Here is a 22,257-nt window from a genome sequence, read left to right as displayed (position 1 = left end):
TTTATCTGGTATTTGATATCGCGTGACCTATTTTTCGATACTCTTCTTGTACTCGCTCTAGATTGTCAACCCCAAGGTAGTAGTCGTCTTTGCCAAAAATACTCTCCCAAACAAAGGGATAAATGGCAATAACCTTGGGGTTTGCTATCGCAAAATCATAAGCTTGCTTTGCCTGGTTGATTAATTTTGCTTCAGAAATACTACCGAAACCTCTGTTCGAGGTTTTAAATGCTCTTGGTATTAAATAATAATTAACATTTAAATCTGATGTTTTAACCATTAGCTTTTCTACTAGTTGTTGTTGAAAACTCTCTCCTACATAGTAATTTACAGCAAATAAATTATACTTTTTAGGAATTATTTTTTTGAAATTTGACTTTCTAACTGTTTCATTCATAAATGTAATTGCTCTTTTTGCTTTAGGAAAGCTTTCTTTAACTAATTGAGCAATTTCTTCTAGATATAGCTTTAGTGTTTGATTATTTAATTTTGAGCGATGGAAGGGTTCATCTAATGGATCAAACGCTATAATAATATCACTAAATGGCTCTAATCGTTTCCTTGCTAGTTCCCACCGCTCCAAATAATCCGCTCGCTTCCTATAGGTCGGATAACCATCAAAGAATATTGGTGCTATTTGTACCCATATCTTTAGTCCATGATTCCTTGCGGTCTCCATGATATCTATTTCATTGTAATAGACGTCAACAAACGTTGTAAATTGCGATACCTCAGCAATTTCATCTACAGTCCATCCGGAATGAAAGAAACCAAATTCCACCAAGTGTTCAGGCACATTATTTTCAGGATCTACATATATAGGGGAGGTGATACTTCCGTGAATTAGTAACGCTCTAGGGGACTTTAGATTTTCAGCTGTAGTAGGTTCTTTACTAGTTTTAATAGAGGCTGCAATCACTTTGTTAGAAGTGGCAGTCAAGGGCGCAAACATGAAAAGTAAATACGCGACAGTTAACATCCATTTCATAGTTGATAGCTTCTTCAATCCTTAAACATACAACCATCACTTGAAACTATAGCCGTTATAGGGTGTGCGCAGGGTAGGGGTAGGCTTTTGGAGTTTTCCAAAAGAATAAAAAAAGCAGCCGAAGCTGCTTTTTTGTCACCTGAAAACAGGCCTTACGAGTAGGTAAGAACTGTTTACTTACCGGCCGCCTTGCGAATTGCCTGCAGGGTACGCAGACGCGCTTCGGCTTCGGCCAGCTGGGCTGAGATGCGCGCGTAGTCGACTTCAGACGGCGCCTTGTGCAGGGCGTGTTCCGCTTCTTCGCGGGCCTTCTGCGCGGCGTCTTCATCGATCTCACGTTCGGCTACATCGGCGAGGATAGTCACCATATTAGGTTGTACCTCGGCGTAGCCACCGCTGACGAACAGTACTTCCTCTTCACCACCGGGCTTGATGATGCGCACCGGACCGGCTTTCAGAGCGGTGAGCAACTGAGCGTGACCGTAGGAGAGACCCAGCTCACCCTCGATACCACTCACAATCACCATCTCTACCAGTCCGGAGAAGAGAGACTGCTCGGCGCTGACAATGTCACAATGTACTGTCATGGCCATAGTATATGCCTCTCTCGATTAGCCCTTGGCTTTGTTGGCTTTTTCCACAGCTTCGTCGATGGTTCCCACCATGTAGAAGGCCTGTTCCGGCATGTGGTCATATTCACCGTTCAGGATGCCCTGGAAGCCACGGATGGTTTCTTTCAGGGAAACGTATTTACCTGGTGCACCGGTGAAGATTTCCGCAACGTGGAACGGCTGGGACAGGAAGCGTTCGATCTTACGGGCGCGGGCTACGGTCTGCTTGTCTTCTTCAGACAGCTCGTCCATACCCAGGATCGCGATGATGTCCTTCAGCTCTTTGTAGCGCTGCAGTACAGACTGTACGCCGCGAGCCACTTCGTAGTGCTCCTGACCAATTACCTGTGGGTCCAGCTGACGAGAGGTGGAGTCCAGCGGGTCAACAGCCGGGTAGATACCTTTAGCGGCGATATCACGGCTCAGTACTACAGTGGAGTCCAAGTGCGCGAAGGTGGTCGCCGGAGATGGGTCAGTCAAGTCATCCGCCGGTACGTATACCGCCTGGATAGAGGTGATAGAGCCAGTCTTGGTGGAGGTAATACGCTCCTGCAGAACGCCCATCTCTTCCGCCAGGGTCGGCTGGTAACCTACCGCAGAAGGCATACGGCCCAGCAGTGCGGATACTTCGGTACCGGCCAGGGTGTAGCGGTAGATGTTGTCGACGAACAGCAGTACGTCTTTGCCTTCATCACGGAATTTCTCCGCCATGGTCAGACCGGTCAGGGCTACACGCAGACGGTTGCCGGGCGGCTCGTTCATCTGGCCGTAAACCATCGCCACTTTGGAGTTGGCTTTGTTTTCCAGGTCAACAACGCCGGATTCAGCCATCTCGTAGTAGAAGTCGTTACCTTCACGGGTACGCTCACCAACACCTGCGAACACGGACAGACCGGAGTGCTCGGTAGCGATGTTGTTGATCAGTTCCATCATGTTTACGGTTTTACCTACACCGGCACCACCGAACAGACCAACCTTACCACCCTTGGCGAACGGGCAAACCAGGTCGATTACCTTGATGCCGGTTTCCAGCAGTTCGGTAGAGCTGGACTGCTCTTCGTAGGTCGGTGCAGCGCGGTGGATAGAGGAGCGCTCTTTCTCACCGATAGGGCCACACTCGTCAATCGGGTTGCCGAGCACGTCCATGATGCGACCGAGGGTTTCCAGGCCAACCGGTACAGAAACCGGAGCGCCGGTATTGCGCACGGACAGACCGCGGCTGACACCTTCGGATGAACCCATGGCAATAGCGCGTACCACGCCGTCACCCAACTGCTGCTGCACTTCCATGGTGAGGTTCTTGTCCTCAACCACCAGTGCGTCGTATACATTCGGAACAGAATCGCGTGGGAATTCCACGTCGATGACCGCTCCGATCACTTGCACAATTTGCCCGTTACTCATTTCCGGATCCTCAGCTTTAAATTCTTTCTAGGCTGACCATTACTGGCAGCGGATTAAACCGCCGCCGCACCGCCGACAATTTCGGACAGTTCCTGGGTAATGGCCGCCTGGCGCGCCTTGTTGTAGACAAGCTGCAACTGATCGATCAGCTCACCGGCGTTATCGGTGGCGCTCTTCATCGCGATCATACGCGCTGCCTGTTCACAGGCTTTGTTTTCAACTACTGCCTGGTATACCTGGGACTCGATGTAGCGAGCCAGCAATCCATCCAGCAATTCAACCGGATCCGGCTCGTAGAGGTAGTCCCACTCGTGCATGAGTTTTTCATCTTCGTCCTTCGGCAGCGGCAGCAATTGCTCAACCTGCGGCTTCTGGGACATGGTGTTGATAAACTCATTGGATACCAGGAACAGGCGATCGATATCGCCTTCTGCGTAACGGTCCAGCATTACCTTAACTGAGCCAATCAGCTGGTTGGCCTGGGGCGCATCGCCCAGATCGCGTACCGCTGCGACAACCTTGCTGCCGATGGCATTAAAGAAACTGGCCGCCTTGTTACCTACCGCGCAGACTTCGACGTCGACACCCTGCTCGGACCACGCCTGCATCTCGCGAATAGCGGCTTTGAACATATTGACGTTCAAGCCACCACAGAGTCCGCGGTCAGTGGATACCAGGATAAAACCGACCCGCTTGGCCTCGCGCTCTTGCAGGTAAATATGCTGGTACTCGGCCGAAGCGTTGGCGACGTGGCCGATCACTGCGCGTATGCGCTGGGCGTAGGGACGCCCCAGTGCCATGCGATCCTGAGCCCTGCGCATCTTACTGGCTGCAACCATTTCCATTGCGGCAGTAATTTTCTGCGTACTCTTGATGCTGGCAATTTTTGTGCGTACTTCTTTTCCGCCTGCCATAGTGATTTACCTTGTTCGCTGGAAGTTAGATTCCGAAAGAGCGGACACGCCGCTCTCTCGCGCTCTCCAGGGAGTTCTTACCAGCTGCTAGTAGCGACGAACTTCTCGATAGCGGCTTTGAAAGCTGCGTCGATTTCGTCGTTGTAGTTACCAGTGCTGTTCACTTTCTCCATCAGCTCTGCGTGTTCGCTGTTCATGTAAGCGAGCAGGGCGGCTTCGAAATCGAGAACCTTGGCAACTTCTACTTCTTTCAGGTAACCCTTGTCGGCGGCGTAAACGGAAACAGCCATGTCCGCGATAGACAGCGGAGAGTACTGTTTCTGCTTCATCAGCTCGGTTACGCGCTCACCGTGATCCAGCTGGGCTTTGGTAGCTTCGTCCAGGTCAGAGGCAAACTGGGAGAATGCCGCCAGTTCGCGGTACTGAGCCAGAGCGGTACGGATACCACCGGACAGCTTCTTGATCACCTTGGTCTGCGCTGCACCACCTACACGGGATACAGAGATACCCGGGTTGATCGCTGGGCGGATACCGGAGTTGAACAGATCGGTCTCGAGGAAGATCTGGCCGTCGGTAATGGAAATCACGTTGGTCGGTACGAACGCAGATACGTCACCGGCCTGGGTTTCGATGATCGGCAGGGCGGTCAGAGAGCCGGTCTTGCCTTTCACTTCACCGTTGGTGAACTTCTCTACGTAGTCGGCGTTTACACGCGCGGCACGCTCCAGCAGACGGGAGTGCAAGTAGAAAACGTCACCGGGGTAGGCTTCACGTCCAGGCGGACGCTTCAGCAACAGGGAGATCTGACGGTAGGCCCAAGCCTGCTTGGTCAGGTCATCGTATACGATCAGGGCGTCTTCACCGCGGTCGCGGAAGTACTCACCCATGGTACAGCCGACGTAGGGAGCCAGGAACTGCATCGCTGCCGGATCGGCGGCGCCAGCGGCTACTACGATGGTGTGATCCATAGCGCCGTGCTCTTCGAGCTTGCGCACTACGTTGGCAATAGAGGACTGCTTCTGGCCCACGGCAACGTAGACACACTTAACGCCGGTGCCTTTCTGGTTGATGATGGCGTCGATCGCCACAGCAGTCTTACCGATCTGACGGTCACCGATGATCAGCTCACGCTGGCCACGGCCAATCGGGATCATGGTATCAACCGCTTTCAAACCGGTTTGTACAGGCTGGTCAACGGACTGACGGGCAATAACGCCAGGCGCTACTTTTTCTACCGCGTCGGTCAGCTTGTTGTTCAGCGGGCCTTTGCCGTCGATCGGGTTACCCAACGCGTCTACAACGCGTCCAAGCAGTTCCGGGCCAACGGGGGTTTCCAGGATACGGCCGGTACAACGGCACTTCTGGCCTTCAGCCAGCGCCTTGTAGTCGCCCAGGATTACAGCACCAACGGAGTCGCGCTCCAGGTTCAGCGCCATACCGTAAACGCCGCCTTCGAACTCGATCATCTCACCGTACATCACATCGGCCAGGCCGTGGATGCGGATGATGCCGTCGGATACGGAAACAATGGTGCCCTCATTTTGGGCTTCAGTGCTCACATCGAGATTTTCGATGCGGCTCTTGATGATTTCACTGATCTCAGAGGGATTCAGTTGCTGCATGCTCTGTTCCTCAAGTCCCCGCCGGCTAACACCAACGGGGAGAGTAATTTAGGAGTTCATCGCCTCGGCGAGCTTGGCCAGACGGCCGCGTACGGTACCGTCGATGACTGTATCACCGGCGCGGATGATCGCGCCGCCCAGCAGGCTCTCGTCCACCGAGCTGTGCAGATGTATTTCGCGTTCAAACTTCGCGCTGAGCTTTTGGCCCAGTGCTTGCGCCTGTGCATCGCTCAAGGCGTGCGCGGAAACAACTTCCACCTCGAGGGTGGCTTCCGCTTGCGCTTTCAGCTCTTCGAACAGTTCGGAAATTTCCGGCAGCAGCTGCAGGCGGTTGTTTTCCGCCAGCAACCGGATGAAGTTCCTTCCGTGCTCGCCGAGTTCGTCTGAACAAATCGACAGGAATTTATCTGCGCGCTCTTCACTGGTGAGCTGGGGATTATCCAGCAGCTCACGCACTTTTTCGTTCTGGCTGACCGCTGCCGCAGTGCTCAGCGCAGTGCTCCAACCACCTAAGTGGGAGGCTTCCTGCGCATAAGAGAATGCAGCTTTAGCGTAGGGCCGGGCCAGTGTGCTGAGTTCCGCCATTGGGTTCCTCGCTTACAGCTCGGCTGCCAGTTTATCGATCAGGTCGTCGTGCGCCTTAGCGTCGATATTGACCGCGAGAATCTTCTCCGCACCCAGGACAGACAGGTCTGCCACACGGCTGCGCAGTTGCTCTTTAGCGCGATTCACTTCCTGGTCGATCTCAGCTTTGGCCGCAGTTTTCAGGCGATCGCCTTCAGACTGAGCCGCTTGCTTGGCTTCATCGAGAATCTGGTTGGCGCGCTTGTTGGCACCATCAATGATCTCGTTAGCCTGATCTTTGGCTTCCTTCAACTGCTCGGCAGCTTTACGCTTGGCCAGTTCCAGATCTTTCTGTGCGTGTTCGGCGTCAGCGAGACCATCTGCGATCTTCTGCTCACGCTCTTTCATCACGCCCAAAAGCGGCGGCCAAACAAACTTCCAGCAAAACCAGACGAAAAACAGGAAAGTAATCGACTGGCCGATTAGAGTCAGGTTGATATTCACTCCGACACCTCTTGCTCTTTAAATAGGGTTAAGGGCAATTGGAACGGCGTAATTAAACCAGACCAGGAGCTACGGCGAAGATCAGGTACATAGCGATACCAACACCGATCATCGGAACCGCGTCAAGCAGACCAGCCATCAGGAACATCTTGCCCTGCAGAGCCGGAGCCTGTTCAGGCTGACGAGCGGAACCTTCCAGCAGCTTGCCACCCAGAGTACCGAAACCGATTGCGGTGCCCAGGGCGCCCAGACCGATCAGCAGTGCACTTGCGATGTAAACCAGACCTAATGCTTCCATTGTGTTCTCCAAATCAAAGTTAAAGAGTTGTTGTAAAGGTCGAAAAAAGGGTTAAAAACTTATTGATCGTGCTCGTGCTCATCGTCGCGATGGTGTGCCATCGCCATGTACACGGTGCTCAATACCATAAATACGAACGCCTGCAGCACGATTACCAGTACGTGGAAGATCGCCCAGCCCATGTGCAGGAGGCCCGCACCAATAAAGCCAAGAACGCCAACGCCAAAGACAATCGCGATCAGGATAAAGATCATTTCACCGGCGTAGAGGTTTCCGAAAAGACGCAGGCCCAGGGAGATCGGCTTGGCGATCAGGGATACTGCTTCCAGCAGGAAGTTCACCGGGATCAGCAGGATGTCAAAGAACAACTTGCCGGTATGGAAAGGGTGCAGAGTCAGCTCTTTAAGGAAGCCGATAGCACCTTTTTCGCGAATACTGAAGAAAATCATCAGCGCAAACACCGCCAGGGCCATACCCAGGGTGGCGTTCGGGTCGGTAGTCGGGACCACTTTAAAGAAGAGGTGATCGTTGCCGGAGATCTTGGCGGCAGCCATCGGCAGCCAGTCCACCGGTACCAAATCCATCAGGTTCATCAGGAAAACCCACACAAAGATGGTCAGAGCCATCGGGGCAACCATGGTGTTGCGGTGGGGGAAGGTTTCCTTAACCAGCTTGTCGATAAAGTCGGTAACCAGCTCCACAAAGCTCTGGAAGCCTGTGGGCTTGTCCACACTGGCCTTCTTGGCTGCGCGGGCAAACAGGAAGCAAAAAATCAGACCGAGGCCGATAGACCAGCCCAGGGTATCTACGTGCAGGGCCCAAAAGCCCATATCCGCAGCTTCCTGGGAGGAATGCGCCATAGTCCAAGTAGACTCATTCAGCACAGTACCGTCGGCGCGGGTATACCCGGCCGGCAGCTTGCCGTAAGTCATGTTTTGCAGGTGGTGTTGGATATACCCCGTCGCGGTTTGAGCTTCGCCTGCCATAGTTCCTCAACAATCGTAAAAGTAAGAATTCTTTTTTCTTATCCACCGGCTAGCGGACCATGCGCGCTACCAAGATCCACTGCACGATTACACAGAGGACGTAGCTGATAAAAAGCGCCGCGGCATTCAGTGGCTTGACGGTGGCAAACACCGCTGCAAAACCTGCCATGGTCAATATAAATTTGCCGGTTTCCGCGCGGTAGAAATTGCCTACCACGCGATGGGCCGCGCGCGCACCGCTATCGCGAAAGGCGCGCCTGCCAAAATATGCTCCGGGCAGTGCACACAGGGCACCGCCGATAAATACGGAGAGCGCAGTCACCGGTTTACCGCTCAAGTGCAGTGCCGCACTGGCCACCGATATCAGCAGAAGCTGTACCGCGGCTATTCGTAATACCGGGGGTTTTGTCATAGACGGGATAAGCCGACTTTTTTTGCGCTGTCCGCCCAAAATTTGGGCGTGCGAATTATGCGGCAACAGCATCGCCGATTCAACCGGCAAATGTCGTCAACTTATTTGATTTTCAGGAGGTTTTGCACGGAATTACTCGCCGCAGTGAGTATTTGCCAACAGTTATTGCGCGCGCCACTAGGACGCGCATTTCCCTGTGGCCTCAGTCCTCGGCGTAACCCAGGTGGGCGAGGATTCCATCCAGCTCTTCCAGAGTGGTGTATTTGAGTATCAGGCGGCCGTTGCCTTTATCGTTGTGATCGATAGATACGGGCACTCCGACTTTTTCTGCCAGGCGCTCAGTCAGGCGACGGATATTGGGGTCGGGCTTCGGTTTTTCCGGTGCGGGGGCAGCCGGCTGTTGTAAACGGCGCACCAGCGCCTCTGTCTGGCGCACGGTAAGGCTGCGCTCGACCACCTGGCGCGCAGCGGAGCGCTGGGTGGCACCGGATAGACCGAGCAGAGCTTTGGCGTGCCCCAACTCCAGATCGCCACGCTCCAGGAAAGTCCGCACCTCTTCACTGAGGCTTAACAGTCGTAACAGGTTGGTTACTGCGGTACGGGATTTGCCCACCGCATCGGCCACTTCCTGCTGGGTCAGCTTGAACTCATCCTGTAAACGCTTGAGGGCTACAGCTTCCTCTACCGGATTCAGGTCTTCACGCTGGATATTTTCAATCAGCGCCATAGCGATGGCAGCTTCATCGGAAACGCTGCGTACCAGTGTCGGCACTTTATCCAGGCCGGCTAATTGGGCCGCGCGCCAGCGCCGTTCACCGGCGATGATTTCATAGCTCTGCTCACCGATACCGCGCACGACGATCGGCTGCATAATGCCCTGGGCGCGTATCGAGTCCGCCAGCTCCTGCAAGGATTCCTGTGGAAAATCCCGGCGTGGCTGGTAGCGGCCGCGCTGCAAAAACTCTATCGGCAACTCCTTCAGCTCACCGTCGACCACGGCGGTTTCGGTTTCAGCTTCACCGGTAGCCTCGGCGATCGCGGTGCTGTTTTTATTGCTGATCAGGTGGGATAAACCCCGGCCCAGCCCTTTGCGTTTGGCGGCCATAGTAATTACCCCTTATACGGCTTCCGCCACAGGGCGGCTTTTCTTATTGGAAGATTGATTGGCGGGATGGCGGCGATTGATTTCGCAAGCCAGTGCCAAGTAGGCAATAGCCCCTTTCGAATGGCGGTCGTAATCCAGCGCCGGCTTGCCGAAGCTGGGAGCCTCTGCCAAACGGACATTGCGCGGGATACAGGTTCGATACAGGCGATCGCCGAAAAACTCCTGCAACTGCGCCGACACTTCGCTGGTGAGGCTGTTGCGCGGATCGTACATGGTGCGCAAGATACCCTCGATTTTCAGGTCCGGATTGGCGGCCTGCTGGATCTGGGTGATGGTGTCCACCAGTGCTGACAACCCCTCCAGGGCATAGTATTCACACTGCATGGGAATCAATACGCCGTGAGCTGCACAGAGGGCGTTTACGGTCAGCATATTCAACGATGGCGGACAGTCGATAATCACGTAGTCGTAACGATTACTCACCGCAGCCAGGGCGCGGCGCAGGCGGGATTCGCGGCCCTCCAGATTCAGCAACTCCACCTCTGCCGCAGACAGGTCACCGTTGCCCGGGATCAAATCAAAACCGCTCTCTGTGGATACAATGGCCCGCTCAATGGGTAATTCAGCGGCCAGCACATCGTAACCGGACACCTCAAGGTCACTTTTATCCACACCGCTGCCCATGGTGGCATTGCCCTGGGGGTCCAGGTCGATCAGCAATACGCGCCGCTTGTTGGCAACCAAAGATGCGGCCAGGTTGACGCAGGTAGTGGTCTTGCCAACCCCGCCTTTCTGGTTGGCCACAGCAAATATCTTGCTCAAGATTCTTGTCCTTTGTTGTTTCCGGGTGCGTTTGCCCCGACGCCGGCTCGGCTTCGGGCGGCGGCTGTTGTGCCCCACGATAGGGGAGCAGGATTAGGCGGGCGACAAACCCGCCAAACTATCATCTTATTCTGTGCGACAGAGCTGAATCATATGTCGCTCACCGTCGCAGCCGGGCACCGACAACCGGTGCACCTGCTCGACCTTAATGCCTTTTGGCAGAGCGCTCAACTCATCCTCAGGCAGCTTGCCCTTCATGGCATAAAAACGACCCTTGGGTGCCAACATATGCTCACTGCCATTGACCATATCTTCGATGGAGGCAAAGGCGCGGGACACCACACCGGCAAAAGGCTGTTCTGGCACAAAGGCTTCTACCCGCTCATTGACTACCGTGATATTGGGCAGGGGCAGGGTGCTGGCCACTTGGAACAGGAAGCGGGTCTTCTTGCCATTGCTGTCGAGCAGGGTGATGGCGCGCTCCGGATGCACAATTGCCAGGGGAATTCCAGGCAGGCCGCCACCGCTACCCACATCGATTAAAGAGCCTTCGCCACAGAGATTTACCACACTGAGGCTGTCGATAATATGGCGCTCCAGCATCTGCTCTGGGTCGCGTATGGCGGACAGGTTGTAGGCACTATTCCAGCGGGCAAAAAGCGCCAGGTATTCCAGTAGCTGATTCTGCTGCCGGTCACTGAGTGCCACCGACATCTGTGCCGCCGCCTCTAACAGGCGCGGACGAAACTGTTCCATTGAGTGAGAAATGGGTCTATCCCCCAGTAGTCCCGCGAAACTCAAACCCCGCAGGGCCTCGCGGGATACCCTGTGGAAAACCGATTTATACCGCTTTTTTGCGCTTCAGCAGCCCGCGCTTTTTCAACTGGATCAGCAGCAGGGATATGGATGCGGGCGTCACACCCGGAATCCGCGAGGCCCGCGCCAGGGTATCCGGGCGGGTCTCTCCCAGTTTTTGCTTGACCTCATTGGACAGACCAGAAATATCGCTGTAGTCGAAGTCCGCCGGGATCGGGGTATCTTCGTAGGCCTGCAAACGCTCAATTTCCTCGCGCTGGCGATCGATATAACCGGCGTACTTGGCCGAAATTTCCACCTGTTCGGCAACCTGCTCGTCGGTTACCGCTTCCCCTTTGAGGCCCGCCACATCCTGATAGCCCAGTTCCGGACGGCGCAGCAGGTCCATCAGGCTGTATTCCCGCGCCAATGGCTGCGGCAGTTTGGTTTCTACAGAGGCGGCCTGGGGCGTCTTTGGGTGCACCCAGGTATCTTGTAGTCGCTGGGTCTCCCGAGCGATCGCCTCGCGCTTTTCACTGAACGCTGCCCAGCGGGTATCGTCGACCAGGCCCAATTCGCGACCTTTTTCGGTCAGGCGCAGGTCAGCATTGTCCTCACGGAGCAGCAAGCGATATTCCGCGCGGCTGGTAAACATTCGGTAGGGCTCTTTAGTGCCGCTGGTGATCAAATCATCCACAAGCACGCCCAGGTAGGCTTCATCCCGACGCGGGGACCAGGCTTCGCGCTCCTGGGCCTGTAGGGCGGCATTGGCGCCAGCCAGGAGTCCCTGGGCAGCCGCTTCCTCGTAGCCGGTGGTGCCATTGATCTGGCCGGCAAAGTAGAGCCCCTGGATAAATTTGGTTTGCAGGGACGGCAAAAGGTCGCGCGGGTCGAAGAAATCGTACTCAATTGCATAGCCAGGGCGGGTGATATGCGCCTTTTCAAAGCCTTTGATGGAGTGCACCAGCTCAATCTGTACATCGAAGGGCAGGCTGGTGGAAATACCATTGGGGTACAGCTCGTTGGTGGTCAACCCTTCAGGCTCGATAAACACCTGGTGGCTGTCTTTGTCCGCAAAACGGTGCACCTTGTCCTCGATGGAAGGACAGTAGCGCGGGCCAATCCCCTCAATCACGCCGGAATACATGGGCGAGCGATCGAGCCCCCCCTGGATAACTTCGTGGGTGCGGGCATTGGTGTGGGTAATCCAGCAGCAGACCTGGCGCGGGTGTTGATCGCGGCTACCCAAATAAGACATTACCGGTGTGGGGCTATCTCCCCACTGTTCCTCCAGCTCGCTGAAATCTACTGAGCGGGCATCAATACGGGGAGGGGTACCGGTTTTGAGGCGATCAACGCGGAAAGGCAACTCGCGCAGACGATCTGCAAGGGCGACCGAGGGCGGGTCTCCAGCGCGGCCGCCGGCGTGGTTATCCAAGCCAATGTGTATACGCCCACCGAGGAAAGTCCCTGCGGTCAGTACCACTGTCTTGGCGCGAAAGCGCACCCCCGCATTGGTGACAACGCCCACAACCCGTTCACCTTCGACAATCAGGTCATCCGCCGCTTGTTGGAAGATCTCCAGGTTTTCCTGTGCTTCCAGGATTGAACGGATAGCGGCGCGATACAGGGCTCTATCGGCCTGGGCACGAGTTGCCCTTACTGCGGGGCCTTTGCGGGCATTGAGGACCCGGAACTGAATTCCGCCCAGGTCTGTTGCCGTTGCCATAGCGCCACCGAGGGCATCGACTTCCTTCACGAGATGACTCTTGCCGATACCGCCGATCGCCGGGTTGCAGGACATTTGTCCAAGGGTCTCGATATTGTGGGTCAGCAGCAGAGTGGAAGCTCCCATACGTGCCGCTGCCAGTGAGGCTTCGGTACCTGCGTGGCCTCCGCCGATCACGATCACATCATAGGTCTTAGGGAATTCCATAGTGGGTGCTACTGGTTACAACTGGGGGCGCACATTTTATAGGCAGTAGGTATGAGTCAGCAATTGGCTACAAGCATATTCCTGCACTCTAGTTGGTAGACCCTTGTAAAGCTGTAAAAACGGAGACTATCCAGTTCCCTGCATATCGAGCTCTTTCTCTAAGGAAGTCATTTTTTTGGACTCTCTTAAGTTTATATAAATGAATAAATGTATTTCTTAGAGAGAGGTTTTTGATTTAGTTGTTTTTATTAGTGCCCGGCAAATCATGTATAAGCAAAAAAAAACCTTATAAATCAATAGGATACATTAATGAAAACATGGGCAATAACCCCTTGGCTGAAGGGGGGGCAACCCCGGTAGACGATTGTGGAAAGCCGGGACAACTTTGCGCGCCTCGTGCTGGCGGGAAAGTTATCATCATAGCATTCGTTGCTTACGCAGGTGTTTATCCCCTTTTTTACTCACACCTGGCAATTTCAGGTTTTAGCTTGTGCGTAGAGGGTGATAAGACTTGGGGGTTAATTGTGCGTAAGAGTGAATATTGTATAAGTCTGTGAGTTTTGTTGCTGTATCTATGTGATTTATAGGTGATTGAAGCAAGTGAAAAGATATCCACGGGAAATCCCCGTGGACATGTATAACTCGATCGGCGCCATATCTTATTTTGCAGAGTTTTTTGCCAGATTTTTTCGCGAATCTATTTAATAAGATCGGGAAAAATTGGGGATTTAATTTACCCGCCCTGAAAGTCGGGGTTAAGCCTGTGTAAAAGAAGTGAGAAATATGTTGGGAAGCTGGAAGGAGAGAAGCGAGGGAGGATAAAGTAGCCTCCCCCTTGGGATAACTTGGAAGTTGGGATGGAGCGTTTACTTACCGATACAAAAACTGCCGAAGATCTTGCCGAGTAATTCATCGGCACTGACGGTGCCTGTAATTTCTCCCAGAGCCTGCTGGGCTTGGCGTAAGTCTTCGGCGAGCAGTTCGCCTGCACCGCTAGTGTGAAGTTGCCGCTGGCCCTGATGTATAAAAGCTTGTGCCCGGCCCAGTGCGTCCAGGTGTCGGCGCCTGGCACTGAATGTTCCCTCTCCAGCGCCGCTGAAACCAATACTCTGTTTTAAATGCTCTTTTAACGCATCGAGCCCGGCACCTGTTTTTGCACTGATGGCAATCACTGGCACGCCTTCAGTGTGTGCCTGAAGTCCAGCGCTGTAGTCGGTGAGGTCAATCTTATTCAGTACTAATGTCAGTTTGTTGAGATCTCTCAGCTGACTGGTAAATTCTGGCCAAACTTGTGTGGGGTCCAGGGAGTGGAGCTGCTCTGCATCCATGACAAGTAGTACCCTATCTGCGCCGTGGATTTCCTCCCAGGCGCGTTCGATACCAATTTGCTCGACTCTATCCGGGGCATCTCTTAATCCCGCAGTATCGGCAAACTGGAGGGGCATACCGTCGATATGAATATGTTCACGCAGGATATCCCGAGTGGTACCGGCGATATCGGTGACAATAGCGGCGTCGTGTCCGGCCAGTGTGTTGAGCAGGCTGGATTTCCCTGCATTAGGGCGGCCTGCGATAGCAACTCGCATTCCCTCGCGCATTATCGCGCCCTGACGCGCCTGGGTTTCCACACCCACCATTTGTGCCAGTAAGGTTTCTATATCAGCTGCCACTTTGCCATCGGCGAGGAAGTCAATTTCCTCTTCGGGGAAATCAATGGCGGCCTCCACGTAGATACGCAGGTGGGTGAGGTTTTCCACCAGGTCTTCGATTTTCTCGGAAAACGCGCCCTGTAGTGAACGCATGGCATTTCGCGCTGCCTGGGCACTGCCGGCGTCGATTAAATCGGCGATCGCTTCGGCCTGAGTTAAATCCATTTTGTCGTTGAGGAAAGCCCGCTCGGAAAATTCTCCGGGGCGGGCTTGTCGAGCGCCCAATTCGATAGCGGCTTGAAGTAGCTGATCGAGAATTACCGGACCGCCGTGTCCCTGGAGCTCCACCACATCCTCCCCGGTAAAGGAGTTGGGGCCAGGGAAAAAGAGTGCCAATCCCTGATCGATTAACTGCTCTTTGTGGGTAAAGTTCCGGTAGTGGGCAGAGCGGGGCTGGAGGGATTTTTCCCCGCAGATTTGTTGGGCAATTTGCAGGGCTCTTGTGCCCGACAGTCGGATAACGCCGATACCGCCGCGCCCGGGCGCGGTGGCAACAGCGGCAATAGTGTCGCGATTGAGGCTTTCTTGTGTCATCGGCTGAGTTTACTCGACAGAACGGAAAAGGGCCGCATTTGCGGCCCTTGTTTATTGTGTTGCTGCAGATCGGTACTGGTTAGTACTTACCGGCATCCACCTGTTTATTGATATACCAGGTTTGCGCAATGGTAATCAGGTTGTTGGCGATCCAGTACAGAACCAGACCCGCTGGGAACCACAGGAAGAACACTGTCATCATCACCGGCATCAGCTGCATGATGCGGGCTTGGGTTGGGTCGGTGGGCGCCGGGTTCAGCTTTTGCATAAACCACATAGACAGGCCCATCAATACCGGCAGGATAAAGTAGGGGTCCTTCGCTGACAGATCGTGAATCCAGAAAATCCAGGGCGCGTGACGCAGCTCAACGGTTTCGGTGAGCATCCAGTAGAGCGCGATAAATACCGGCATCTGCAACAGGATCGGCAGGCAGCCACCCATCGGATTGATCTTCTCGCGGCGGTAGAGCTTCATGGTCTCTTCCGCCAGCTTTTGCCGGTTATCCTTGTACTGCTCCTGCAGTTTTTTCATCTGCGGCGCAAACTTGCGCATACGCGCCATGGACTTGGTGCCAGCGGCGGACAGTGGCAGAAGCAGCGTCTTGATAAATACGGTGAGCAGGATGATCGCCCAGCCCCAGTTGCTGACAATATGCTCCTGAATAAAGTGCAGGACACCGAATAGCGGTTTTGCGATCCACCAGAGCCAGCCGTAGTCGACGGTCAGATCGAGGCCGGGGGAGATTTCTTCCAGACGGTAGACATCTTTCGGGCCAGCGTAGAAAGAAGCGCTCAGCTCGCCTTGGGTGGCAGCGGGGATTTGCACTTGAGGTGCGGTAAAGCCCATACGGAAGAGGCCGTTGGATAGCTCCTTCAATTCAAAGGTATTGCGCTCGTCCTGGGGGGGAATCCAGGCACTGATAAAGTAGTGCTGAACCATAGCTACCCAACCACCTTTGATGGTTTCGCGGGTGGGGCTTTCAGCAATCTCCTCGAAGTCCTGCTTGAAGTAGTTCTTTTCGTTGGTGCGGATGGCAGCGCCGAGGAAAGGCGACATGCCGAAACCGGTGTCGGTTGCGGGTTCACTGGCATCGCGCTTAATCTGACCAAACATGGCCGCGGACCAGGGTTTGTCACTGGTGTTATCCACAAGGTAGGCCACTTGGATCAGGTAGTCTCCACGTTTGAAGGTGAAGCGCTTGGTGATATTGGCGCCTTCCTGTTGCAGAGTCAGGTCTACTATCAGGGTATCGTCGCCCTCAACCATCGCATATTCGGTTTTTGCCACCTTGAAAACCGGGCGGCCAGCGGCGCTGTCGGTCCCGTTTTTACCGATAAGGCCACTTTGGGCAATATAGGTATGGTTGCGGGTCTGGTTCAACAGGATCAGGGGTTGGTCCGGGGTATCCAACTTCTCTTGTTGTTTGCGCAGCGCCACTTTGACGATATCGCCGCCACGAGGATTGATGAGCAGATCAAAAACGTCGGTGGTGACACTGATCAGCTTGCTCTCAGTACTGCTGCCTTCATTGGATGCGGGCACCTGGGAGCGAAGTTGGGGAACATCACTGTCGCCGGTGCTCGCGGGTGTTTCGGCGGGTATTTGGCTGACAGTCTCGCCGCCAGTCTGCACGACGGTTTCGCGGTCGAGTTCAGGAGTGTGTTGCTCTTGAAATGCGTTCCACTGGAAGATAAGTGCCAGGAGAACCGCGAGAATTCCGCCGAGCAGCGTATAGCGTTGCCAATCCATCTTATTACCTAGAGCGTGTTCTTGTGTCTGGTGGGGGGAACCGGGTCCAATCCACCAGGGTGCCAGGGGTGGCATTTTATAAGGCGGCGCAGAGTTAAATAACCCCCTTTTATCGCTCCATGAGTTTCAATGGCCTCTTCAGAGTACCGGGAGCAGGTGGGGTAGAAGCGACATTGGTTGCCTACCCAGGGGCTGGCCAGGTAGCGGTATACATGGATCAGCTTGATCAGTATCCACTTCATGGTCGGGGTTGCGGTTGTCGAGCCCGCTTGGCCAGTTTACGCCAGAGTTTATTCAGTAGTTTCGCCAACTCGGCCTTATCCAGATCTGCGACCCCAGGGCGCGCGAGCACCACGGCATCCAGCGGCGGCAAATCGTATTGCTGCAGACGGAAGGTTTCCCGGGTTATACGCTTGATTTGGTTGCGGTCGGAGGCGTTGCGTACATGCTTTTTAGCAATAACGAGACCGAGACGCGGGTGTTCCAAGGAGTTGGGACGGGCGAGGATCAACAGATGAGGGTGTGCGGCGCGCACCTGGTTTTCATTGAATACCAAGCGATACTGCGCCGCATTGAGCAGGCGCAGCGTCTTGGCAAATCCGAAGCTGCTGCGCACCTGCTGCATAAAGAGATATCTCTAAAAGGGAAGAGATCTTATGCAGACAGTACTTTGCGGCCTTTAGCGCGACGGCGGGCCAGAATCTTACGGCCGTTTTTGGTTGCCATGCGAGCGCGGAAACCGTGAGTGCGCTTGCGCTTCAAGTTGCTTGGTTGAAATGTGCGTTTCATAGTCTTGCTACCTGAGACTTTGTGTTCAAAATTTCTCGGGACCTTTCCCGGCCGCGGCCTGGACTCCGGTCCGGCACAAAGCCGGTGCAGACGGAGCTACGCGCTGCGAAGGCCGCGGATTGTATAGAAAGCCAGCAGCGAAAGCAACGCGCTAATCAGGGAAATTCTTTTTATTGGTGCGCGAGTTTACTGTAATTTTTTACGCCAACTAGACAAGTCGTTGAGTCATCAGGGGTATCTCTGAATGCCCACTGATTGACCCCAAGATACCCACAGCTTCCTGTGGGTAACTTTCAAAAGGTTTCCACCTCAATTGTCTAATTGTTGTGCAAATCCTTGATTGTGTGGATCTTTTTGCGCAGTTTTTTCAACAGATGCAGTCTTTCTTGTGGATAACCTAAAGGTGGAAAGGTATACTGCGCCGATCTTATTTGACGGCCCCGGGTGATTCCTAATCCGGCCTTGCCGTCTCTCCTTGGTCTTACCATTTTGGGGTTTTTTGGGGGGTTTCTTGACTGAATCCGTATGGAAGCAGTGCGCGAGCTGTTTACAGGACGAGCTGCCGTCTCAGCAGTTCAATACCTGGATCAGGCCGTTGCGCGTCAATCCCGTTAGTGCGGAGGGCGAGTTACGCCTGATCGCACCGAACCGCTTTGTGTTGGACTGGGTTGGCAAAAAATTCCTGAACCGCATTCGCGAGTTGGTGCAACAGTTTGCACCGGGGCGCCCTCTGCAGGTGGCGCTCGAGATTACCGCTCGCCGGCCGGCTCGCTTCCAGCGTGGTCATGTAACAAATAATGCCCCTCCGACTCCGGTACCGACACCCGCGCCATCGGCGCCAGCTCCGCCACCACCTCCGGTGCAGCCGGCAGTGGCACCGCCACCGGTATCAGTGCCACCTGTTGCCACTACGCCACCTCCGGTGACTTCACCGCTGGGATCTGGGTTTGGTGCCAGCAGGCCGGTGCCTCACCCCGCTATGGCTGAGGAGGTGACTGCCGAACAGATGACGACAGGCGAACTGGCCCTGACAGATTTGCGACCACCGGCTATGAATGGTATAGCTCGCTCCGTACCGGAGCAGCCGGCCAGGCAGGTTGAGGTGGAGGGGGCCATCAAGCACGGTAGCTCACTCAATCGCAACTTTACTTTCAAATCCTTTGTTGAAGGTAAGTCCAACCAGCTGGGCCTCGCTGCGGCACAACAGATTTCTGACAATCCGGGTGGCGCCTACAATCCCCTCTTTATATATGGGGGCGTGGGTCTGGGGAAAACTCACTTGATGCACGCGGTTGGCAACGCACTGTTGGAGCGCAACCCCAATGCTAAGGTGGTGTATTTGCACTCCGAGCGCTTTGTTGCAGATATGGTGAAAGCGCTACAGCTGAATGCCATCAGCGACTTTAAGCGCTACTACCGGTCTGTTGATGCCCTTCTGATTGATGATATCCAGTTCTTTGCCGGTAAGGAGCGCTCTCAGGAGGAGTTTTTCCATACCTTTAATGCTCTGCTGGAGGGTGGTCAACAGATTATCCTAACCTGTGACCGCTATCCGAAAGAGATCGACGGCTTGGAAGAGCGCTTGAAATCCCGCTTTGGCTGGGGATTAACGGTGGCTGTAGAGCCTCCGGAGCTCGAGACCCGGGTAGCTATTTTGATGAAGAAGGCCGAGCAGGTGGGTGTGGACTTGCCCCACGACTCCGCTTTCTTTATTGCACAGCGTATTCGCTCCAATGTGCGGGAGCTCGAGGGTGCACTGCGCCGCGTAATTGCCAATTCGCAATTTACCGGTCGCGCTATTGACGATGTCCTTGTGCGCGAAGCACTAAAAGACCTGTTGGCCCTACAGGATCGACTGGTTAGTGTGGATAATATCCAGCGGGTTGTCGCTGAATACTACAAAATTAAGGTGGCGGATTTGCTCTCCAAGCGGCGCAGTCGCTCGGTGGCCCGCCCCCGCCAAGTCGCTATGTCCCTGGCCAAGGAGCTGACCAATCACAGCTTGCCGGAGATCGGCGATGCCTTCGGTGGTCGCGACCACACAACAGTACTGCATGCCTGCCGCAAAATACGTGAGTTGCAGGAGTCCGACGCGGATATTCGCGAGGACGTTAAATTGCTGACACGGTCGCTGACCACTTAATCGAATAACTGACAAAACAAGGCGAAACTACCGATGAAATTCAATGTGAGCCGGGACGCCCTTCTGAAGCCGTTACAACTGGTGGCCGGTGTTGTTGAAAAACGCCAAACACTGCCAGTCCTGGCCAATGTGTTGATGCAGTTACAGGGCCAGGAACTCTCCCTGACCGGTACTGACCTGGAAGTGGAAATTGTCGGCCGTCTCGGTGTAGACGGTGTAGAAATGGAAGGTGAGGTGACCGTTCCCGCACGCAAGCTGCTGGATATCTGTCGCTCTCTGCCCGATGGTGCTGAACTAAAGTTTGAGCGCGATGGCGAGCGCCTGATACTACGCAGTGGCCGCAGCCGTTTTCAGCTGTCGACTCTGCCCGCAGCGGACTTCCCGAACCAGGAAGAGGCCAGTGCACAGACTCGTTTCGATATCTCCCAGCGCGAGATCCGCCGCCTGATAGAAGCCACTAGTTTTGCTATGGCTCAGCAGGATGTGCGCTATTACCTGAATGGTTTACTGCTTGAATGCCGCCCGCAGCAGCTGCGCGCGGTTGCTACTGATGGCCACCGCTTGGCACTCTGCGATCGCGATGCCCCCGGCCTGGATGTCTCCACGCCTATCCAGGCTATTGTGCCGCGCAAAGGCGTACTCGAGCTGGGTCGTTTGCTTGAAGACCGCGATGCACAGGCACAGGTAGTGCTGGGTAATAACCATATTCGTGTGGTTAGTGGTCAGTTTACTTTCACCTCTAAATTGGTAGACGGCAAATTCCCTGACTACGAGCGCGTGTTGCCGCGAGGCGCGGGCAATGTGGTCTATGCGGATCGCCAGGGGTTGCGCCAAGCTTTCTCCCGAGCGGCGATTCTCTCCAACGAGAAATACCGTGGGGTGCGCCTTCAGGTTTCTGAGGGGCTGCTGCAAATTGTTGCCAACAACCCGGAGCAGGAAGAGGCGGAAGAGCAGATGATGGTGGATTACGTAGGTGAGCCAATGGAGATTGGTTTTAACGTTTCCTATCTGCTGGACGTCACTGGTGCTATCCACAGTGACCAGATCCGTATCAGTCTGGCGGATGCCAACAGCAGTGCTCTGCTGCAGCAACCTGAAGAAGGTGATGCGCTGTACGTGATTATGCCTATGCGCCTGTAAGGCAGCCCACCCATTGCTCTTTTCTGAATGGATTGAGGCTACCTCCCCGCTCGGTGGGGTAGCCGATAAAAAAAGCGATGCCTGTGCATCGCGCTCTTCACTCTGGGGGAGGTGTCTGTGGCGCTGACCCGTCTTCTCTTATCTAATTTTCGAAATATCTGCTCCGCTGATCTCAAACTGGGTCCTGGTGTTAATGTGTTTTGTGGCGCGAATGGCAGTGGCAAGACTTCACTGCTAGAGGCGGTACATATGCTGGCAACCGGTCGTTCCTTTCGCTCTCGCCAGCATAAGTCGGTTATTCAGCATGATACTGGTGGGCTTACGGTTTTTGCCCAGCTCGATACAGGTTTTAACTTGGGGGTAGAGCGCCTCGCGGATGGCTCGGGCCGAATCAGGGTTAACCAGGCTCCAGCGGAATCCAGCTCACAGCTTGCTAGTTGCCTGCCACTTCAATTGATAAACAGTGAAAGTTTTTCCGCACTTGATGGTGGCCCCGGCGTTCGGCGTCGGTTGCTGGATTGGACAGTGTTCCACGTGGAACATTTATTTACCCAAGAGTGGAAAAATTATCAAATCGCACTGCGGCAGCGAAATGCTCTCCTGCGTCGTGGTAAAATCGATGAGGCCAGCATCGGCGTATGGGAAGAGCAGTTGGCCCTTAGTGGCGAGCGTGTAAACGATCTCCGATTAGCTCAGTTTTCTCAATTACAGACCGCTGTTTCACAACTTCTCGATGAGTTACCACAGAGCTTATTGAGCCGTGTTGATATGAGTTACCGTCGTGGCTGGCGTAAAGAAGTTGACCTGCGTGGTGCTCTATCTGAATCACGGGAATCAGATGTTTCACAGGGGCATACGCGTATTGGTCCCCATAGGGCGGATATTCGTTTTACCGTAGCCGGTGAGTTGGCCCACAATATCCTATCTCGAGGCCAACAGAAGATGTTGGTGTGTGCGGTGCGCACGGCCATGGCGGGGGTAGTCTGTAGGCAGGGGGATATGCCAGTATTCCTGGTAGATGACTTGCCGGCAGAGCTGGATGACAGTAATCAACAGATTTTTGCGCATTGGGTTGGGCGTTGTGCCAGCCAGGTGCTTGTAACCGGAATTGAGGAGGGCACTACAAGCCGCCCCTGGCGGCAACTAGATGCCCCTTGGAATTGCCCGAAAGTGTTCCACGTGGAACATGGGAAGATCAGTGCCGAAGCTTCGGCCGCACAATAAGTTTAAT

General features: G+C 54.5%; 22 protein-coding genes. 3 read left to right on the top strand and 19 right to left on the bottom strand.

Features of this window, described 5'->3' with window-relative positions:
* Position 1: 1 nt before the first annotated feature.
* The 19 genes from ACJJIR_RS21740 to rpmH form a co-directional block, all read right to left on the bottom strand.
* Entirely contained in the window at positions 2-988 is a 987-nt protein-coding gene (locus ACJJIR_RS21740) for a hypothetical protein (RefSeq protein ID WP_444906808.1), read from the bottom strand.
* Positions 989-1,161: 173 nt separating this feature from the next.
* On the bottom strand, positions 1,162-1,581 hold the full coding sequence (locus ACJJIR_RS21735; RefSeq protein ID WP_108735087.1) for a F0F1 ATP synthase subunit epsilon: 420 nt from the start codon (positions 1,579-1,581) through the stop codon (positions 1,162-1,164).
* Between the two features lie 18 nt (positions 1,582-1,599).
* Positions 1,600-3,003: a F0F1 ATP synthase subunit beta gene (atpD, locus tag ACJJIR_RS21730; RefSeq protein ID WP_282930574.1), complete on the bottom strand. Its 1,404-nt coding sequence runs from the start codon at positions 3,001-3,003 to the stop codon at positions 1,600-1,602.
* 53 nt (positions 3,004-3,056) lie between these two features.
* Positions 3,057-3,917: a F0F1 ATP synthase subunit gamma gene (gene atpG, locus ACJJIR_RS21725; protein ID WP_444895613.1), complete on the bottom strand. Its 861-nt coding sequence runs from the start codon at positions 3,915-3,917 to the stop codon at positions 3,057-3,059.
* A gap of 77 nt (positions 3,918-3,994) precedes the next feature.
* The gene (gene atpA, locus ACJJIR_RS21720) at positions 3,995-5,539 is read right to left on the bottom strand and encodes a F0F1 ATP synthase subunit alpha (RefSeq protein ID WP_108735090.1); all 1,545 of its coding nucleotides are present in this window, start codon (positions 5,537-5,539) and stop codon (positions 3,995-3,997) included.
* 48 nt (positions 5,540-5,587) lie between these two features.
* Positions 5,588-6,124, bottom strand: coding sequence for a F0F1 ATP synthase subunit delta (locus tag ACJJIR_RS21715; RefSeq protein WP_108735091.1), 537 nt, complete (start codon positions 6,122-6,124; stop codon positions 5,588-5,590).
* Positions 6,125-6,136: 12 nt separating this feature from the next.
* Entirely contained in the window at positions 6,137-6,607 is a 471-nt protein-coding gene (locus ACJJIR_RS21710; protein WP_282930571.1) for a F0F1 ATP synthase subunit B, read from the bottom strand.
* Positions 6,608-6,659: 52 nt separating this feature from the next.
* A complete protein-coding gene (atpE, locus tag ACJJIR_RS21705) occupies positions 6,660-6,905 on the bottom strand; it encodes a F0F1 ATP synthase subunit C (protein WP_020413895.1) in 246 nt (81 codons plus the stop codon).
* Between the two features lie 59 nt (positions 6,906-6,964).
* On the bottom strand, positions 6,965-7,891 hold the full coding sequence (gene atpB, locus ACJJIR_RS21700; protein WP_282930570.1) for a F0F1 ATP synthase subunit A: 927 nt from the start codon (positions 7,889-7,891) through the stop codon (positions 6,965-6,967).
* Between the two features lie 49 nt (positions 7,892-7,940).
* Entirely contained in the window at positions 7,941-8,303 is a 363-nt protein-coding gene (locus ACJJIR_RS21695) for an ATP synthase subunit I (RefSeq protein WP_282930569.1), read from the bottom strand.
* 202 nt (positions 8,304-8,505) lie between these two features.
* Entirely contained in the window at positions 8,506-9,408 is a 903-nt protein-coding gene (locus ACJJIR_RS21690) for a ParB/RepB/Spo0J family partition protein (protein WP_444906807.1), read from the bottom strand.
* A gap of 12 nt (positions 9,409-9,420) precedes the next feature.
* Positions 9,421-10,230: a ParA family protein gene (locus ACJJIR_RS21685; protein WP_444906806.1), complete on the bottom strand. Its 810-nt coding sequence runs from the start codon at positions 10,228-10,230 to the stop codon at positions 9,421-9,423.
* A gap of 126 nt (positions 10,231-10,356) precedes the next feature.
* A complete protein-coding gene (gene rsmG / locus ACJJIR_RS21680) occupies positions 10,357-10,986 on the bottom strand; it encodes a 16S rRNA (guanine(527)-N(7))-methyltransferase RsmG (protein WP_444906805.1) in 630 nt (209 codons plus the stop codon).
* 85 nt (positions 10,987-11,071) lie between these two features.
* A complete protein-coding gene (gene mnmG / locus ACJJIR_RS21675; RefSeq protein WP_444906804.1) occupies positions 11,072-12,961 on the bottom strand; it encodes a tRNA uridine-5-carboxymethylaminomethyl(34) synthesis enzyme MnmG in 1,890 nt (629 codons plus the stop codon).
* An 866-nt stretch (positions 12,962-13,827) separates the two neighbouring features.
* Positions 13,828-15,204, bottom strand: coding sequence for a tRNA uridine-5-carboxymethylaminomethyl(34) synthesis GTPase MnmE (gene mnmE, locus ACJJIR_RS21670; RefSeq protein ID WP_444906803.1), 1,377 nt, complete (start codon positions 15,202-15,204; stop codon positions 13,828-13,830).
* 79 nt (positions 15,205-15,283) lie between these two features.
* Positions 15,284-16,954 (bottom strand): membrane protein insertase YidC, encoded by a 1,671-nt coding sequence (gene yidC, locus ACJJIR_RS21665; protein ID WP_444906802.1) that lies wholly within the window; start codon positions 16,952-16,954, stop codon positions 15,284-15,286.
* An 8-nt stretch (positions 16,955-16,962) separates the two neighbouring features.
* The gene (yidD, locus tag ACJJIR_RS21660) at positions 16,963-17,196 is read right to left on the bottom strand and encodes a membrane protein insertion efficiency factor YidD (RefSeq protein ID WP_108735100.1); all 234 of its coding nucleotides are present in this window, start codon (positions 17,194-17,196) and stop codon (positions 16,963-16,965) included.
* The gene (gene rnpA / locus ACJJIR_RS21655) at positions 17,193-17,579 is read right to left on the bottom strand and encodes a ribonuclease P protein component (RefSeq protein WP_413663877.1); all 387 of its coding nucleotides are present in this window, start codon (positions 17,577-17,579) and stop codon (positions 17,193-17,195) included. Before rnpA ends, yidD begins: the two co-directional genes overlap by 4 nt.
* A 29-nt stretch (positions 17,580-17,608) precedes the next feature.
* The gene (rpmH, locus tag ACJJIR_RS21650; RefSeq protein ID WP_020413885.1) at positions 17,609-17,743 is read right to left on the bottom strand and encodes a 50S ribosomal protein L34; all 135 of its coding nucleotides are present in this window, start codon (positions 17,741-17,743) and stop codon (positions 17,609-17,611) included.
* Positions 17,744-18,254: 511 nt separating this feature from the next.
* Between rpmH and dnaA the strand changes: the two genes are divergently transcribed.
* The 3 genes from dnaA (at position 18,255) to recF (ending at position 22,250) form a co-directional block, all read left to right on the top strand.
* Complete coding sequence (dnaA, locus tag ACJJIR_RS21645; RefSeq protein WP_444906801.1) at positions 18,255-19,886, top strand: chromosomal replication initiator protein DnaA; 1,632 nt, start codon at positions 18,255-18,257, stop codon at positions 19,884-19,886.
* A 33-nt stretch (positions 19,887-19,919) separates the two neighbouring features.
* The gene (gene dnaN, locus ACJJIR_RS21640) at positions 19,920-21,026 is read left to right on the top strand and encodes a DNA polymerase III subunit beta (RefSeq protein ID WP_444906800.1); all 1,107 of its coding nucleotides are present in this window, start codon (positions 19,920-19,922) and stop codon (positions 21,024-21,026) included.
* 117 nt (positions 21,027-21,143) lie between these two features.
* Positions 21,144-22,250, top strand: a complete 1,107-nt coding sequence (gene recF, locus ACJJIR_RS21635; protein WP_444906799.1) for a DNA replication/repair protein RecF — start codon at positions 21,144-21,146, stop codon at positions 22,248-22,250.
* Positions 22,251-22,257 lie beyond the last annotated feature (7 nt).

This window comes from Microbulbifer maximicatervae (SeqCode) (genome assembly GCF_052467385.1).
This window is presented reverse-complemented; position numbering and strand designations above follow the sequence as displayed.

What these genes read in the sequence shown, in the direction of transcription:
- ACJJIR_RS21740 (WP_444906808.1), bottom strand. Translation starts at nt 988, where the DNA reads ATGAAATGGATGTTAACTGTCGCGTATTTACTTTTCATGTTTGCGCCC.
- ACJJIR_RS21735 (WP_108735087.1), bottom strand. Translation starts at nt 1,581, where the DNA reads ATGGCCATGACAGTACATTGTGACATTGTCAGCGCCGAGCAGTCTCTC.
- atpD (WP_282930574.1), bottom strand. Translation starts at nt 3,003, where the DNA reads ATGAGTAACGGGCAAATTGTGCAAGTGATCGGAGCGGTCATCGACGTG.
- atpG (WP_444895613.1), bottom strand. Translation starts at nt 3,917, where the DNA reads ATGGCAGGCGGAAAAGAAGTACGCACAAAAATTGCCAGCATCAAGAGT.
- atpA (WP_108735090.1), bottom strand. Translation starts at nt 5,539, where the DNA reads ATGCAGCAACTGAATCCCTCTGAGATCAGTGAAATCATCAAGAGCCGC.
- ACJJIR_RS21715 (WP_108735091.1), bottom strand. Translation starts at nt 6,124, where the DNA reads ATGGCGGAACTCAGCACACTGGCCCGGCCCTACGCTAAAGCTGCATTC.
- atpE (WP_020413895.1), bottom strand. Translation starts at nt 6,905, where the DNA reads ATGGAAGCATTAGGTCTGGTTTACATCGCAAGTGCACTGCTGATCGGT.
- atpB (WP_282930570.1), bottom strand. Translation starts at nt 7,891, where the DNA reads ATGGCAGGCGAAGCTCAAACCGCGACGGGGTATATCCAACACCACCTG.
- ACJJIR_RS21695 (WP_282930569.1), bottom strand. Translation starts at nt 8,303, where the DNA reads ATGACAAAACCCCCGGTATTACGAATAGCCGCGGTACAGCTTCTGCTG.
- ACJJIR_RS21690 (WP_444906807.1), bottom strand. Translation starts at nt 9,408, where the DNA reads ATGGCCGCCAAACGCAAAGGGCTGGGCCGGGGTTTATCCCACCTGATC.
- rsmG (WP_444906805.1), bottom strand. Translation starts at nt 10,986, where the DNA reads ATGGAACAGTTTCGTCCGCGCCTGTTAGAGGCGGCGGCACAGATGTCG.
- mnmG (WP_444906804.1), bottom strand. Translation starts at nt 12,961, where the DNA reads ATGGAATTCCCTAAGACCTATGATGTGATCGTGATCGGCGGAGGCCAC.
- mnmE (WP_444906803.1), bottom strand. Translation starts at nt 15,204, where the DNA reads ATGACACAAGAAAGCCTCAATCGCGACACTATTGCCGCTGTTGCCACC.
- yidC (WP_444906802.1), bottom strand. Translation starts at nt 16,954, where the DNA reads ATGGATTGGCAACGCTATACGCTGCTCGGCGGAATTCTCGCGGTTCTC.
- yidD (WP_108735100.1), bottom strand. Translation starts at nt 17,196, where the DNA reads ATGAAGTGGATACTGATCAAGCTGATCCATGTATACCGCTACCTGGCC.
- rnpA (WP_413663877.1), bottom strand. Translation starts at nt 17,579, where the DNA reads ATGCAGCAGGTGCGCAGCAGCTTCGGATTTGCCAAGACGCTGCGCCTG.
- rpmH (WP_020413885.1), bottom strand. Translation starts at nt 17,743, where the DNA reads ATGAAACGCACATTTCAACCAAGCAACTTGAAGCGCAAGCGCACTCAC.
- dnaN (WP_444906800.1), top strand. Translation starts at nt 19,920, where the DNA reads ATGAAATTCAATGTGAGCCGGGACGCCCTTCTGAAGCCGTTACAACTG.